Source organism: Pseudomonas sp. FW305-25 (assembly GCF_017351415.1).
GTDB lineage: Bacteria > Pseudomonadota > Gammaproteobacteria > Pseudomonadales > Pseudomonadaceae > Aquipseudomonas > Aquipseudomonas chlororaphis.
This window is the reverse complement of the sequence record NZ_JACNDE010000016.1, coordinates 14,298-30,944: the sequence shown is the minus strand read 5'-3', so window position 1 is coordinate 30,944 and position 16,647 is coordinate 14,298. Positions and strand designations below refer to the sequence as shown.

Genomic DNA, 16,647 nt, shown 5'->3' with positions numbered 1-16,647 from the left:
TCGCGATCAGGTGCGGGAGTAGCGTGCGGCGCGGATCAGTGGCGGGCGTAGGTATCGGCGCGGTTGCCCGAGACTTTGCGGCAATGCACTAGCGCATCGCGAATCATGAAGTTCACCAGTGTCGGCGAGACCCCGAGTTCCTTGGCGATGTCCTTTTGCGGCACGCCATGCAGGCGATACATCTCGAAGGCATAGCGGGTGCGGCTGGGCAGCTCCGTCAGCGCGTCGGCAATGTGTTCCAGGGTTGAGAAATTGATGTGTGAGGTTTCCGGCGACGCTCCCTGCACGACCACATTCAGACCCTCTTCTTCAGTGCCCGAATACTTCTGCTCCAGCGCCTGCTTGCGATAGTGGTCGATCGCCAGGTTGCGCACGATCTGGAACAGATAGCTCAACTGCGCCTTGAACGATGAGGTGATCTGCGGCGCCGATTGCAGCCGGAAGAACGCGTCTTGCACCACGTCTTCGGCACGGGAACGACAGCCGGTAATGCGCGCCGCGATCTTGACCAGGATCAGGCGGTTGTCGACAAAGGCCTGGAGTAGCGGTGAATCGCACCTGCTTGTGGATACTTGTTCCGTCATGGAAATCACCTTGCTGCAAAAGGGTTAGTAGGACGACAGAAATTTCAGATTCGTCTTACACATCGAGCGACAAATTATGTTGAATGATAATGATTGTCAATTGAGAAAGAGAATTAATGAGCATCTTTGGTGCAGAGTGAGAACTGCGGCTCGTTGTCGCACTTTGTGAAGGGGTTCGAGGGCAGAGTGCGGACTAATTATTTCAAGACGCCATCCGTTCTCATTGGAGAAAGGTTCCGGGTGGAACATCCCGCCACAGCGCTCTCCAGATGTCCCATTCCGAGGGCAGGGGCCTTTATTTTTCAAAGGTTTATGTAACGGCTGCGGCTTTTTCCCGCGGCTCTACGTGCAAGCACAATCCGCGCAGGAAACCCCATGATGGACGCGTTCGAACTCCCCAGCACTCTGGCTCAAGCCCTTCAACGCCGGGCGGCTCAGACCCCCGATCAAGTGGCCTTGCGCTTCCTTGCCGAAGAGCAGGATCAGAGCGTGGTCCTCAGTTATCGCGACCTGGATCTGCGTGCCCGGACCATCGCCACGGCGTTGCAGGCCAATGCCGCTCTGGGCGATCGAGCGGTGTTGCTGTTCCCCAGCGGCCCGGACTATGTCGCGGCGTTTTTCGGCTGCTTGTATGCCGGGGTCATCGCGGTGCCGGCCTATCCGCCGGAGTCGAGCCGACGCCATCACCAGGAGCGGCTGATCTCGATCATCGCCGACGCCGAGCCGCGGCTGCTGCTGACCAGCAGCGGGCTGCGTGACTCCTTGGCGCAGATGGACGAACTGCAAGGTGCCGACGCGCCGCAACTGCTCTGCGTGGATACCCTGGCGGCGAGCCTGGCCGAAGGCTGGAGCGCCACCGAGCTGCGGGGCGACGACATCGCCTTCCTGCAGTACACCTCGGGCTCCACCGCCTTGCCCAAGGGCGTGCAGGTCAGCCACGGCAACCTGGTTGCTAACGAACTGCTGATCCGCCGCGGCTTCGGTATCGACCTCAACCCCGACGACGTGATCGTCAGCTGGCTGCCGCTGTACCACGACATGGGTCTGATCGGCGGCCTGCTGCAACCGATCTTCAGCGGCGTGCCCTGCGTATTGATGTCGCCGGCGTATTTCCTCGGCCGGCCGTTGCGCTGGCTGGAGGCGATCAGCGAATACGGCGGCACTATCAGCGGTGGCCCGGACTTCGCCTACCGCCTGTGCAGCGAGCGAGTCAGCGAGTCGGCCCTGGAACGCCTGGACCTCAGCCGCTGGCGCGTTGCCTATTCCGGGTCCGAGCCGATCCGCCTGGACACCCTGGAGCGCTTCGCCGAGAAGTTCGCCGCCTGCGGTTTCACCTCGAATCATTTCTTCGCCTCCTATGGCCTGGCCGAAGCCACCCTGTTTGTCGCTGGCGGCACCCGTGGCCAGGGCATCCCGGCCCTGCGCCTGGACGAGCAGGCCCTGGCGCAGAACCGCGCCGAGCCGGGCACCGGCAACGCCATGATGAGCTGCGGCACCAGCCAGCCCGAGCACGCGGTGCTGATCGTCGAGCCCAATACCCTGGCCGAGCTGGAAGAGAACCGGGTCGGTGAAGTCTGGGCTGCCGGCCCGAGCATCGCCCATGGTTACTGGCGCAACCCCGAGGCCACGGCCAAGACCTTCGTCGAGCATGCCGGCCGGACCTGGCTGCGCACCGGCGATCTGGGTTTCATGCGCGATGGCGAGCTGTTCATTACCGGCCGCTTGAAAGACATGCTGATCGTGCGTGGGCACAACCTTTATCCACAGGACATCGAGCAGACCATCGAGCGTGAGGTCGAGGTGGTGCGCAAGGGCCGGGTCGCGGCGTTCGCCGTCACCGAGCAGGGCCAGGAAGGCATCGGCATCGCCGCGGAAATCAGCCGCAGCGTGCAGAAGATCCTCACGCCGGACGCGCTGATCAAGCTGATTCGCCAGACCGTGGCCGAGGCCTATCAGCAAGCGCCGAGCGTGGTGGTCCTGCTCAATCCCGGCGCCTTGCCCAAGACGTCCAGCGGCAAGCTGCAACGTTCGGCCTGCCGCAACCGCCTGGCCGATGGCAGCCTCGACAGTTACGCCCAGTTCTCCGATAACAAGCTCCCCGATCGCCAGGCGGCGGTCGGCGAGGCCAGTGGCGAAGCGACCCGCGAACTGCAAGAGCTGATCGGCCGTATCTGGCGCGAACAGCTGCAAGTCGAGCAAGTAGCGAGCGACGATCACTTCTTCCTGCTGGGCGGCAACTCCATCGCCGCGACCCAGGTCGTCGCGCGCCTGCGTGAAGCACTCGGCCTGGAGCTGAACCTGCGCCTGCTGTTCGAGGCGCCGACCCTCGGCGCGTTCGCCGTGCAGGTCGCCCAGTTGCAACAGGATGGCGGCCTGGCCCAGGGCGCGATCAACGCTTTGTCGCGCACCGAGGCGCTGCCTCAATCCCTGGCGCAGAACCGCCTGTGGATCACCTGGCAGCTCGATCCGCACAGCAGCGCCTACAACATTCCTGGTGGCCTGCGCCTGCGTGGCGAGCTGGACGAAGACGCCCTGTGCGCCAGTTTCCAGCAACTGATCGAACGCCACGAATCCCTGCGCACGCGCTTTTTCGAGCGCGACGGCCAGGCGCTGCAACAGGTCCTGCCGGCCAGCGAATTCAACCTGCAGGTGATCGACCTCAGCGACCTGCCGCTGGCCGAGCGCGAGGCGCGGGCGCAACAGATCCGTGAGGATGAAGCCCGTACCCGGTTCGACCTGGAACAAGGCCCGCTGCTCCGGGTGACCCTGGTGCGCCTCGACGACGAGGAACACCAACTGCTGGTGACCCTGCACCACATCATCGCCGACGGCTGGTCGCTGAATGTGCTGATCGACGAGTTCTCGCGCCTGTATGCCGCCGCCGTGCAAGGCCAGGCGGCGAGCCTGGCGCCGCTGCCGTTGCAGTACGCCGACTACGGCAGCTGGCAGCGCCAGTGGCTGGCCCAGGGCGAAGGCGAACGGCAACTGGCCTACTGGAAACAGCAGTTGGGCGACGAGCACCCGAGCCTGAGCCTGGCCACCGACCACCCGCGCTCGGCGCAACGGCAACACAGCGCCGCGCGGCACAGCCTGCGCCTGGGCGCGAGCCTGAGCGAAGCCATTCGCCAGACCGCCCAGGCCCATGAATCCACACCTTTCATGCTGTTGCTCACGGCGTTCCAGAGCCTGCTGCATCGCTACAGCGGCCAGCGCGACATCCGTATCGGCGTGCCCAACGCCAACCGTCCGCGCCTGGAAACCCAAGGCCTGATCGGTTTCTTCATCAACACCCTGGTGCTGCGCGCCGAGGTGGACGGGCGCCTGCCGTTCGTTGATCTGTTGGCGCAGACCCGCCAGGCCGCGCTGCAGGCCCAGGCCCATCAGGACCTGCCGTTCGAGCAACTGCTCGAAGCCTTCCCCCAGGCCCGCGAACAGGGTCTGTTCCAGGTCATGTTCAACCACCAGCAGCGCGACCTCAGCGCCCTGCGCCGGCTGCCCGGGCTGCTGGCCGAGGAGTTGCCGTGGCACAGCCGCGAGGCCAAGTGCGACCTGCAACTGCACAGTGAAGAAGACCGCAACGGCCGCCTGAGCCTGTCGTTCGACTACGCCAGCGAACTGTTCGAGGCCGCGACCGTCGAGCGCCTGGCCGAGCATTACGTCAGCCTGCTGCGCGAAGCCTGCGCGCGTCCGCAAACCGCCATCGCCGACCTGCCGTTGCTCAACCCCTGCGAGCAGGCGCAGCAGCAACAGTGGAGCGAAGCCCCGTGCGCGGCGGCCAGCCAATGGCTGCCCGAACTGCTCGACGCACAACTGCAGCAGACCCCGGAACGCACCGCACTGGTGTGGCAGGGCGGCGAGCTGAGCTTTGCCGAGCTGCATGCCCAGGCCAACCGCCTGGCCCATTACCTGCGCGACAAAGGGGTCGGCCCGGATGTCTGCGTGGCCATCGCCGCCGAGCGCTCGCCGCAGCTGTTGATCGGCCTGCTGGCGATCGTCAAGGCCGGCGGCGCCTATGTGCCGCTGGACCCGGACTACCCGGCCGAGCGCCTGGCCTACATGCTGGCCGACAGTGGCGTCGAGCTGCTGCTGACCCAGACCCAGCTGCTCGAGCGCCTGCCCCAGGCCGCCGGTGTCAGCGCCATCGCCATGGACAGCCTCAAGCTCGACGGCTGGCCGAGCCATGCGCCGCGCCTGCACCTGCACGGCGACAACCTGGCCTATGTGATCTACACCTCCGGCTCCACCGGCCAGCCCAAGGGCGTGGGCAACACCCACGCGGCCCTGAGCGAGCGCTTGCAGTGGATGCAGAACAGCTACCGCCTGGACGCCAGCGATGTGCTGATGCAAAAGGCACCGATCAGCTTCGACGTGTCGGTGTGGGAGTGCTTCTGGCCGCTGATTACCGGCTGCCGCCTGCTGCTGGCCGCGCCGGGCGAACACCGCGACCCGCATCGCATCGCCCAGTTGGTGCAGCAATACGGCGTGACCACGCTGCATTTCGTACCGCCGCTGTTGCAGCTGTTCGTCGAGGAGCCGCTGAGCGCCGGATGCAGCAGCCTGCGCCGGGTGTTCTCCGGTGGCGAAGCCTTGCCGGCCGAATTGCGCGACCGGGTGCTGGAGCAGTTGCCGAACGCTCAACTGCATAACCGTTACGGCCCGACCGAAACCGCGATCAACGTTACCCACTGGCATTGCCGCAGTGTCGATGGCCAGCGTTCGCCCATCGGCCGTCCGCTGGGCAACGTGATCTGCCGGGTGCTGGACGCCGACCTCAACCCGGTACCGACCGGCGTGCCGGGCGAGCTGTGCATTGCCGGGGTCGGCCTGGCCCGCGGTTACCTGGGGCGGCCGGGGCTGAGCGCCGAACGTTTTGTCGTTGATCCGCTGAGCAGCGAGGGCGCGCGCCTGTACCGCACCGGCGACCGGGTGCGCTGGGCGGCCGATGGCGCGCTGGAATACCTCGGGCGTCTCGACCAGCAGGTCAAGCTGCGCGGCTTTCGGGTCGAACCCCAGGAAATCGAAGCGCGCCTGCTGGCCCAGGAGGGCGTGGCCCAGGCGGCGGTGCTGGTGCGCGAGACCGCGGCCGGTGCGCAGCTGATCGGTTATTACACCGCCAGCGCGGATGGGGAAGAGGAGGGTGCGCAGACCGCGCGCCTGAAAACCGCCCTGGCCAGTGAGCTGCCGGAGTACATGGTGCCGGCGCAACTGATGCTTCTTTCGGCCATGCCCCTGAGCCCGAGCGGCAAGCTCGACCGCCGCGCCTTGCCGGAACCGCAATGGCAGGTGCGTGAACACGTCGAACCCGTCACTGAGTTGCAACAGCAGATCGCGGCGATCTGGCGCGAGGTGCTGGGGCAGCAGCGCATCGGCTTGCGCGATGATTTCTTTGCCCTGGGCGGCCACTCGCTGCTGGCCACGCAGATCATTTCCCGGACCCGCCAGGCCTGCGACGTCGAGTTGCCGCTGCGGGCCTTGTTCGAAGCCAGCGAGCTGGGCGACTTCGCCGAGCAGGTGCGGCTGATCCAGGAAACCGGCAAGCGCAACCAGCAGCCGCCGATCGCCAAGGTCGATCGCAGCCAGCCTGTGCCGTTGTCTTATTCCCAGCAGCGCATGTGGTTCCTCTGGCAGATGGAGCCGGACAGCCCGGCCTACAACGTGGGCGGCATGGCGCGTTTCAAGGGCGTGCTGGATGTCGGGCGTTTCGAGGCGGCGCTGCAGGCGCTGATCCTGCGTCACGAAACCCTGCGCACCACGTTCCCTAGCGTCGACGGCGTGGCCCAACAACGGGTGCACGGGGAAACCGGCGTGCGCATGGGCTGGAAGGATTTCTCCATGCTGGATGCAACGGCCCGCGAGCAACGCCTGCAACAGCTGGCCGACGGCGAGGCGCACCGGCCGTTCGACCTGGAAACCGGTCCGCTGCTGCGCGCCTGCCTGGTCAAGGCGGCGGAGCATGAGCACTACTTCGTGCTGACCCTGCACCACATCGTCACTGAAGGCTGGGCGATGGACATCTTCGCCCGTGAGCTGAGCGCGTTGTACGAAGCCTTTATCGACGACCGCGACTCGCCGCTGGAACCGCTGCCGGTGCAGTACCTGGATTACAGCGTCTGGCAGCGCCAGTGGCTGGAGTCCGGCGAGCGTCAGCGCCAGCTGGATTACTGGACTGTGCAACTGGGCAACGAACATCCGCTGCTGGAACTGCCGGGCGACCGTCCGCGGCCGCCGGTGCAGAGCCACCAGGGCGAGTTGTACCGCTTCGACCTCAGCGACGAGCTGGCTGCACGGGTGCGGCGCTTCAACGCCGAACATGGCCTGACCCTGTTCATGACCATGACCGCGACCCTGGCCGTGCTGCTCTATCGCTACAGTGGCCAGACCGACCTGCGCATCGGCGCGCCGGTGGCCAACCGCATCCGTCCGGAAAGCGAAGGGCTGATCGGCGCCTTCCTCAACACCCAGGTACTGCGTTGCCAGCTCGACGGGCAGATGAGCGTCTTTGATCTGTTCGAGCAGGTGCGGCACACCGTGATCGAAGGCCAGTCCCATCAGGACCTGCCGTTCGACCACCTGGTGGAGGCCTTGCAGCCGCCGCGCAGCGCCGCCTACAACCCGCTGTTCCAGGTGATGTGCAACGTCCAGCGCTGGGAGTTCCAGCAGAGCCGCAGCCTGGCCGGCATGACGGTCGAGTACCTGGCCAACGATGCGCGGGCCACCAAGTTCGACCTCAACCTGGAGGTCACCGACCTGGATCATCGCCTGGGTTGCTGCCTGACCTACAGCACCGACCTGTTCGACGAGCCGCGCATCGCGCGCATGGCGGCGCATTGGCGCAACCTGCTGGAGGCCTTGATCGCGGCCTTGATAGAGAGCCCCGAGCAGCGCCTGAGCGAATTGCCGCTGCTCGACCGCGTCGAACAACAGCAGCTGCTGGACAGCCTGGGCGTCGAGCCCGGCGAACACCGCCTGGACCAGTGCATCCACCACCTGTTCAGCGAACAGGCGCTGCTGCGCCCGGACGCGCCGGCCCTGACATTCGCCGGGCAGACCCTGAGCTACGCCGAGCTCGACAGCCGCGCCAACCGCCTGGCCTGGATGCTCCGTGAGCGTGGCGTCGGCCCGCAGGTGCGGGTCGGCCTGGCCCTGGAGCGCTCGCTGGAAATGGTCGTCGGCCTGCTGGCGATCCTCAAGGCCGGCGGCGCCTACGTGCCGCTGGACCCGGAATACCCGCTGGACCGCCTGCATTACATGATTGAAGACAGTGGTATCGGCCTGCTGCTCAGCGACGCGGCGATGTTCCAGGCTTTGGGTGAGTTGCCAGCCAGCGTGGCGCGCTGGTGCCTGGAAGAGGACGGCGCGCAACTGGCCAACTACCCGGCCAGCGAGCTGCCCTTTATCAGCCTGCCGCAGCACCAGGCGTACCTGATCTACACCTCGGGCTCCACCGGCAAGCCCAAGGGCGTGGTGGTGTCCCATGGCGAGATCGCCATGCATTGCCGCGCGGTGATCGAGCGCTTCGGCATGCGGCCGGACGACTGCGAGCTGCACTTCTATTCCATCAACTTCGACGCCGCCACCGAGCGTCTGCTGGTGCCGTTGCTCAGCGGCGCCCAGGTGGTGCTGCGGGCGCAGGGGCAGTGGGATGCGCAAGAGATCTGCCAGCTGATCCGTGAGCACCGCATCAACATCCTCGGCTTTACCCCGAGCTACGGCAGCCAGCTGGCGCAGTGGCTGGCGACCCAGGACCAGACCCTGCCGGTGCGCATGTGCATCACCGGCGGCGAGGCGCTGACCGGCGAACACCTGAGCCGCATCCGCGCGGCGTTCAAACCGAGCCTGTTCTTCAACGCCTACGGCCCGACCGAAACCGTGGTCATGCCGCTGGCCAGCCTGGCGCCGGAACAACTGGAAGAGGGCGCTGGCAGCGTACCGATCGGCACCGTGATCGGTGAGCGCGTGGCCTACATTCTCGACGCCGATCTGGCCCTGCTGCCGCAAGGCGCCACCGGTGAGCTGTATGTCGGCGGGGCCGGCCTGGCCCAGGGTTACCACCAGCGTCCGGGCATGAGCGCCGAGCGTTTCGTGGCTGACCCGTTCAGCACCACTGGCGGGCGCCTGTATCGCACCGGCGACCTGGTGCGCCAGTGCGCCGATGGCCAGGTGGAATACATCGGCCGGGTCGACCATCAGGTGAAGATTCGTGGCTTCCGTATCGAGCTGGGGGAAATCGAAAACCGCCTGCTGGAACATGAGGCGGTGCGCGAAGCGGTGGTGCTGGCCCTGGACATGCCGGGCGGCAAACAGCTGGCCGGGTATTTGGTCGTGGATGGGGTGACCGATGTCGCCGAACAGAGTGACGAGCAACAGGCGGCCTTGCGCGAAGCGATCAAGGCCCAGCTGAAAATCCACCTGCCGGATTACATGGTGCCCACCCACCTGGTCCTGCTGGCGAGCATGCCGCTGACCGCCAACGGCAAGCTCGACCGCCGCGCCTTGCCGGCCCCGGACCTGGAACTCAACCGCCAGCAGTACGTGGCGCCGAGCAACGAGCTGGAGCAGACCCTGGCCCAGGTCTGGTGCGACGTGCTGAACCTGCGGCAGGTCGGCCTGCACGACAACTTCTTCGAACTGGGCGGCGACTCGATCCTGTCGATCCAGGTGGTCAGCCGCGCCCGTCAGCTGGGCATTCATTTCAGCCCGCGGGACCTGTTCCAGCATCAGACCGTGCAGGCCCTGGCCGCGGTGGCCAGCCGCAGCGAGCGGATCGTCGCCGAGCAAGGCTTGCTCAGCGGCGAGTCGCACCTGACACCGATCCAGCACTGGTTCTTCGACAGTGCGATCCCCGAGCGTCAGCACTGGAACCAGGCCCTGCTGCTGGCGCCGACCCAGGCGCTCGATGGGCAGTTGCTGGAGCAAGCGCTGCACGCGGTGCTGGCCCAGCATGACGCCCTGCGCCTGCGCTTCACCCAGGTCGACGGCCAATGGCGGGCCGAGCACCAGCCGCTGTCCGAGGCGCCACTGCTGATGCAGCTGCGCGTGGCTTCCATGGAGCAATGCCCGGCGCTGTTCGCCGAGGCGCAGCGTAGCCTCGACCTGGCCAACGGACCGCTGTTGCGCGCGTTGTTGGTGGACGGTCCGGATGCGCAGCAACGCCTGTTTATCGCCATCCACCACCTGGTGATCGACGGCGTGTCCTGGCGGGTGCTGCTGGAGGATCTGCAAAACCTCTATCGCCAGCTTGAAGCTCAGCAGACGCCGCGCCTGCCGGCGAAAACCAGCGCCTTGCGCGATTGGGCGTCACGCCTGCAGGCCTATGCCGGCAGCGAGTCGCTGCGCGAAGAGTTGAGCTGGTGGCAGGACCAATTGGCTGGCCCGGCGGCGACGCTGCCGGTGCAGCACGCCCAGGGCGGGCGGCAGAACAAACATGCGCGGACCGTCAGCGTGAAACTGGATGCCGAGCGCACCCGGCAGCTGCTGCAACAGGCGCCGAGCGCTTACCGCACCCAGGCCAACGACCTGCTGCTGACGGCCCTGGCCCGCGTGTTGTGCCGCTGGACCGGCGAAGCGTCGGCGCTGATCCAACTGGAAGGCCATGGCCGCGAAACCCTGTTCGACGAGATCGACCTGACTCGCACGGTCGGCTGGTTCACCAGTGCTTACCCGCTGCGCCTGACCCCGCTGGCCATCGAAGCGGCGGCCGGGCAGGGCGCCTCGATCAAGGCGATCAAGGAACAGCTGCGCGCCGTGCCGCATAAAGGCCTGGGTTATGGCGTGCTGCGCTACCTGGCCGACGGAGCGATCCAGCAACGCATGGCGGCCTTGCCGCAGGCGCCGATCACCTTCAACTACCTGGGCCAGTTCGACCAGAGCTTTGCCAGCGACGCGCTGTTCCGTCCGCTGGACGAGCCGGTGGGCGCCGCCCATTCGCCGGAGGCGCCGCTGCCCAACGAGCTGAGCGTCGACAGTCAGGTCTACGCCGGCGAGCTGGTGCTGCGCTGGACCTTCAGTGGCGAGCGTTTCGATGTGCAGAGCATCGACGCGCTGGCCCAGGCCTACCTCGGCGAGCTGCACGGCCTGATCGCCCATTGCCTGGAGGATGATGCCGGCGGCCTGACGCCGTCGGACTTCCCCCTGGCGCGCCTGACCCAGGCGCAACTGGACGCGCTGCCGGTGCCGGCCAGTGCCATCGAGGATGTCTACCCGCTGACCCCGATGCAGGAGGGTATGCTGCTGCACACCCTGCTGGAGCCGGGCACCGGCCTGTACTACATGCAGGACCGCTACCGCATCAACAGCGAGCTGGACCCGGCGCGTTTCGCCCAGGCCTGGCAGGCAGTGGTGGCCCGTCACGAAGCCCTGCGCGCGTCCTTCTGCTGGAACGTCGGCGAAGACATGCTGCAGGTTATCCACAAGCCGGGCAGCACGCCGATCGAGTTCCTGGACTGGAGCGCTGTCGCGCAAGACGAGCAGGAACCGAAGCTGCAGGCGTTGTTGAAAAGCGAACGCGAGGCCGGTTTCGATCTGCTCAACCAAGCGCCGTTCCACCTGCGGCTGATCCGCGTGGGGGCCGCGCGCTACTGGTTCATGATGAGCAACCACCACATCCTGATCGATGCCTGGTGCCGTTCGCTGCTGATGAACGACTTCTTCGAGATCTACACCGCCCTGGGCGAAGGTCGCGAAGCCCAGCTGAGCGTGCCGCCACGCTACCGCGACTACATCGGCTGGCTGCAACGCCAGAGCCTGGCCGAGGCGCGCCAGTGGTGGAAAAACAACCTGCAAGGCTTCGAGCGCACCACGCCGATTCCGAGCGACCGGCCGTTCCTGCGCGAACACGCCGGCGACAGCGGCGGCATGATCGTCGGTGACTGCTACACCCGGCTCGATGCCCGCGATGGCGCGCAATTGCGTGAGTTGGCGCAGCAGCATCAGCTGACCGTCAACACCTTCGCCCAGGCGGCCTGGGCCCTGGTCCTGCGGCGCCTGAGCGGTGAGCGTGACGTGCTGTTCGGCGTCACCGTGGCCGGGCGTCCGGTGGAAATGCCCGAGATGCAGCGCACCGTCGGCCTGTTCATCAACAGCATCGCGCTGCGGGTGAAGCTGCCGGAGGACGGCCAGCGCCTGAGCGTGCGTCAATGGCTCAGCAGCCTGCTGGAACGCAACATGGAGCTGCGCGAGTACGAATACTTGCCGCTGGTGGCGATCCAGGAAAACAGCGAACTGCCCAAGGGCCAGCCGCTGTTCGACAGCCTGTTCGTGTTCGAGAACGCACCGGTGGAAGTCTCGGTACTGGACCGCGCGCAAAGCCTGAGCGCCACCTCGGATTCCGGCCGCACCCACACCAACTTCCCGCTGACCGCGGTGTGTTACCCGGGGGATGACCTGGGGCTGCACCTGTCCTACGACCAGCGCTACTTCGAGCAAGCGACCATCGAGCGCATGCTCGGCGAGTTCAAGCGCCTGCTGCTGGCGCTGGTGCAGGGCTTCCATGGCGACATGGCCGAGCTGCCGCTGCTGGGCGCAGCAGAGCAGGACTTCCTGCTCGCCGGCTGCAACCAGAGCGAGCATGAGTACCCGCTGCAGCGCAGCTACGTCGAACTGTTCGAGGCCCAGGTGGCGGCGCATCCGCAACGCATCGCCGCCAGTTGCCAGGACTTGCACTACAGCTATGCCGAACTGAACCAGCGCAGTAACCGCCTGGGCCACGCCCTGATCGCCAACGGCGTGGGCCTGGACCAGCCAGTGGCCCTGCTGGCCGAGCGCAGCCTGGACCTGCTGGGCATGATCATCGGCAGCTTCAAGGCCGGCGCCGGCTACCTGCCGCTGGACCCGGGCCTGCCGGGCCAGCGCCTGGGGCGGATCATCGAGCTGAGCCGCACGCCGTTGCTGGTGTGCACCGCGGCCTGCCAGGAACAGGCGCAAGCCTTGCTCGACGAGTTCGCTTGCGCCAACCGACCACGTTTGCTGGTGTGGGAGGAGGTGCAAGCGGCCGATCATTCGCAGGACAACCCGGGGATCTACAGCGGCCCGGACAACCTGGCCTATGTGATCTACACCTCGGGCTCCACCGGCCTGCCCAAGGGCGTGATGGTCGAGCAGCGCGGCATGCTCAACAACCAGCTGAGCAAGGTGCCGTACCTGCAATTGAGCGAGGCCGATGTGATCGCCCAGACCGCGTCGCAGAGCTTCGACATTTCGGTCTGGCAGTTCCTCGCCGCGCCGCTGTTCGGTGCGCGGGTGGACATCGTGCCGAACGCCATCGCCCATGATCCGCAAGGCTTGCTGGCCCATGTGCAGGCGCAGGGCATCAGCGTGCTGGAAAGCGTGCCGTCGCTGATCCAGGGCATGCTCGCCCAGGAGTCCATCGACCTCGATGGCCTGCGCTGGATGTTGCCGACCGGCGAGGCGATGCCGCCGGAGCTGGCGCACCAATGGTTGCTGCGTTACCCGCAGATCGGCCTGGTCAACGCCTACGGTCCGGCCGAGTGTTCGGATGACGTGGCCTTCTACCGCGTCGACATAGCTTCGACCCGTGGCAGCTACCTGCCGATCGGTACGCCGACCGACAACAACCGCCTGTACCTGATGGATGGCGCGCTGGAGCTGGTGCCACTGGGTGCGGTGGGCGAGCTGTGCGTCGCCGGTACCGGGGTCGGCCGTGGTTATGTCAGCGATCCGCTGCGCACCGCGCAGGTATTCGTGCCGCATCCGTTCGGTGCCCCGGGCGAACGCCTGTACCGCACCGGCGACCTGGCACGGCGCCGCGCCGATGGCGTGCTGGAGTACGTCGGGCGCATCGACCATCAAGTGAAGATCCGTGGCTACCGCATCGAGCTGGGGGAAATCGAAGCCCGCCTGCACGAACAACCGGAAGTCCGCGACGCGGCGGTCGGCGTGCAGGAAGGGGTCAACGGCAAGCATTTGGTGGGGTATTTGGTAGCCAGCGACTCGGCCCTGAACCCGACGGAACGCCTGGAGCGCATCAAGCAACGCCTGCGCGTCGAGCTGCCGGAATACATGGTGCCGCTGCACTGGCTGTGGCTGGAGCGCCTGCCGCTCAACGCCAACGGCAAGCTCGACCGCAAGGCCCTGCCGGCCCTGGAGATCGGCCAACTGCACAGCCAGGACTACCTGGCACCGCGCAGCGAGCTGGAGCAGACCCTGGCCGATATCTGGGCCGAGGTGCTCAAGGTCGAGCGGGTCGGGGTCCAGGACAACTTCTTCGAGCTGGGCGGGCATTCGCTGCTGGCCACGCAGATCGCCTCGCGGGTGCAGAAAACCCTGCAACGCAACGTGCCGCTGCGGGCGATGTTCGAATGCAGCACGGTGGAGGAGCTGGCGCAGTACATCGACGGCCTGGCGAGCAGTGAAATCAGCGAGGAGAAGGTCGATCGCCTGAGTGACCTGATGGCGGAGCTGGAGGGGTTGTAATCAGCGTTGCCAGTGCGGGCGCCATGATGGCGCCCAAATCTGCACCTTCACCTGGCAGGGCCTTACCATCGAGGTCCTGCTCACTCCCGGCTGGCCCGAGTGCTATCGCCGCATCTACGGCTATCCGCTGCCCCTCTTTGAAGTTTTAAAAAAACTCGGCCCTTCGGGTCGAATTATTCATCCCTCACCGTGCGAGATTAGAGTCCTTCGCAGAACTGCTCATGGGGCTCGCAATGAAATTTTGAAGTATCTCCGCGACCAAGGCGATTCAGTCTTGCACTTATAGTGATTCGAGTTAATCCATCTTCCAAATTTGACTTTTGACGCTAACTTTAGTGGCTATGCTCTTACAGTGGGTTGACTGTCAAAGTCATTGCCGCGCCAGCAATAATGGCAGATTGTTATTTTGGAGTTTTTATGGACATGGAGCTGTTTGAAGCGAGCCATTACCAAGCCCCCGAGACACCAAAACGCCATTGATGTTCTGCTTGCATGCCTCCAGTTATTTCAACGGCTATGTTTTGGAGAATTAAAATGTCCAATGAAAAGTTTGACCGCGTAACAGCGAATCTGTCTGTTGCCGATATAAGCACGGCAATCGCTACCGGTTTGCAAAGAGCGCTTGATACTCGTGGAGAAGCGTTGCGCGATAAAATTCTTATTTATGGTGGAAGGATTGACTTCAACATTCAAGTGCTCCCCCAAAGCGCGGTAGGCGAACTCAAGGAAGTTGCCAATATTGGCAAGGTCTAGGTTTTTCGGCATTTTTTCGTCAAGCCAATAGGGACAGAAGGAATGCTGGTGGAGGGAATAAAATGCCACCCAAATCGTTGGAAAAATCCCGCCGATTGATTGAGAACGGTCGAAATAAGGAGCTTCTGTGCCCAAGTGCTCAGCCGGAATGGGAAGGAGCGAAAATATTCGGGGTGGTGAATGGCACGGTGGCAGCTCCTGAAGTAGCTTACCTTTCACAAGCAATACCCATGACGAAAGAGCTGGCTGAATCAACAGTCCCTGTCAGTCCGGCAGAGGTATTTCGCATTTCCGCACCCTGTGCGGAAATGCGATGCCAGCACTACAAGGAAGGAGGCTGCCAGCTTGTATCGCGCACCGTAGAGAGATTAAAAACGGTAACAGACAAACTTCCCCGTTGCTCGATAAGAGCCTCCTGTCGCTGGTGGAATGAACAGGGGCCCGATGCCTGTTTCCGCTGTCCGCAAGTTGTAACCAACAGTTTTTCCCAGGACGAGATGATCATTATTGCGGCAACCCCGATATAGCTCAAAGTGTGAGTCTCGTTGAACTGATCAACTTGCACTCTCTGATATGAACTTTGAATCTATTTGCCACTTCTGGAGGGGAGTCGAAGGGGCCGGCTGTGCCGCTCTTCGATATCTCACTCAAGGGTGTCGAAGGTATACACATCGTTCAGGCGTTCAGCAGCCTACATGGATTCCATCATCTTCTGTGGGGGCAAGTTTGCTCGCGAAAAACCTCCAGGCTGGCACGGCCCTTAGGACTTGTCCGATTGACGGCAACCCTTCACCGGCACAGTCTACCGAGGCTTTTTCGCAGCCCACCTGACAGGAGACAGTTGATGCCCTTCGCGACTATTGATGGACAAGCCCTTCACTACCTGGACCAGGGCAGCGGCCCGGCGGTGCTGCTGGCCGGCAGCTACCTGTGGGACCTGAACATGTGGGCGCCGCAGATCGAGGCGCTGTCCCGGCAGTACCGGGTGATCGCCCTGGACCTGTGGGGCCACGGCCAGTCCGGCGCTCGGCCGCAAGGCACTGCTTCACTGGACGATATCGCCCGGCAGGTGCTGGCGCTGCTGGATCATCTGCAGATCGAGCGCATCACCCTGGTTGGCCTGTCCGTGGGCGGCATGTGGGGCGCGCGCCTGGCCCTGGCGGCGCCGCAGCGCATCAATGGCCTGGTGCTGATGGACACCTATCTGGGGGCCGAGCCGGAGCCGACCCGCCAGTATTACTTCTCGCTGTTCAAGCAGATCGAAGAGAGCGGGACGATCGCGCCGCAGCTGCTGGACATCGTGGTACCGATTTTCTTCCGTCCTGGCATCGACCCGCAGTCGGCGCTGTACCAGGACTTCCGCGCCGTGCTCGCGGCACTGCCCAGCGAACGCCTGCGCGAAAGCGTGGTGCCCATGGGCCGCATCACCTTCAGCCGCGCAGACCTGCTGTCGCGCCTGGACCAGCTGGACCCCAAGACCACCTTGCTGCTGTGCGGCGACCAGGACAAACCGCGCCCACCTGCGGAAACCCGGGAAATGGCCGAGCTGATTGGTTGCCCTTATCAGCTGGTGCCCGAGGCCGGGCATATCTCCAACCTGGAGAATCCGGCGTTTGTCACCGAGGCGTTGTTGAAGTTTTTGGCTGAGCGGCATTCCTGCTGATGCCTCGGCGGCGTCTGGGCTGACGTTATCGCGAGCAAGCTTCGCTCCTACAGAAACCGTATTTCACCTGGTGGATCGCATTCTTCTGTAGGAGCGGCCGGTCGACGCTCGATTGCCCGCGATTCGATCTCACGGCCACCACCCGACCCTCTGCTATAGTCGCGCCCGGCGCAGGCCCAAGCACCTGCGCCGGGCGTTTTCATTCAGGGACAGGGG

General features: G+C 64.8%; 5 protein-coding genes. 4 read left to right on the top strand and 1 reads right to left on the bottom strand.

Annotation, left to right across the window (positions count from 1 at the left end):
* Positions 1-35: 35 nt before the first annotated feature.
* A complete protein-coding gene (locus J4E58_RS16705; RefSeq protein WP_007922891.1) occupies positions 36-584 on the bottom strand; it encodes an RNA polymerase factor sigma-70 in 549 nt (182 codons plus the stop codon).
* Positions 585-959: 375 nt separating this feature from the next.
* Here J4E58_RS16705 and J4E58_RS16700 point away from each other — a divergent pair, with 375 nt between their 5' ends.
* The 4 genes from J4E58_RS16700 (at position 960) to J4E58_RS16685 (ending at position 16,431) form a co-directional block, all read left to right on the top strand.
* Complete coding sequence (locus tag J4E58_RS16700; protein WP_087092788.1) at positions 960-14,015, top strand: non-ribosomal peptide synthetase; 13,056 nt, start codon at positions 960-962, stop codon at positions 14,013-14,015.
* A 534-nt stretch (positions 14,016-14,549) separates the two neighbouring features.
* The gene (locus J4E58_RS16695; protein WP_007922888.1) at positions 14,550-14,768 is read left to right on the top strand and encodes a hypothetical protein; all 219 of its coding nucleotides are present in this window, start codon (positions 14,550-14,552) and stop codon (positions 14,766-14,768) included.
* Positions 14,769-14,830: 62 nt separating this feature from the next.
* Positions 14,831-15,295, top strand: a complete 465-nt coding sequence (locus tag J4E58_RS16690) for a hypothetical protein (RefSeq protein WP_087092789.1) — start codon at positions 14,831-14,833, stop codon at positions 15,293-15,295.
* 317 nt (positions 15,296-15,612) lie between these two features.
* A complete protein-coding gene (locus tag J4E58_RS16685) occupies positions 15,613-16,431 on the top strand; it encodes an alpha/beta fold hydrolase (protein ID WP_087092790.1) in 819 nt (272 codons plus the stop codon).
* The last annotated feature ends 216 nt before the right edge of the window (positions 16,432-16,647 follow it).

Excerpts from the sequence above, each read along its gene's own strand:
- J4E58_RS16685 (WP_087092790.1), top strand. The coding sequence starts at position 15,613 with ATGCCCTTCGCGACTATTGATGGACAAGCCCTTCACTACCTGGACCAG.
- J4E58_RS16690 (WP_087092789.1), top strand. The coding sequence starts at position 14,831 with ATGCCACCCAAATCGTTGGAAAAATCCCGCCGATTGATTGAGAACGGT.
- J4E58_RS16705 (WP_007922891.1), bottom strand. The coding sequence starts at position 584 with ATGACGGAACAAGTATCCACAAGCAGGTGCGATTCACCGCTACTCCAG.
- J4E58_RS16700 (WP_087092788.1), top strand. The coding sequence starts at position 960 with ATGATGGACGCGTTCGAACTCCCCAGCACTCTGGCTCAAGCCCTTCAA.
- J4E58_RS16695 (WP_007922888.1), top strand. The coding sequence starts at position 14,550 with ATGTCCAATGAAAAGTTTGACCGCGTAACAGCGAATCTGTCTGTTGCC.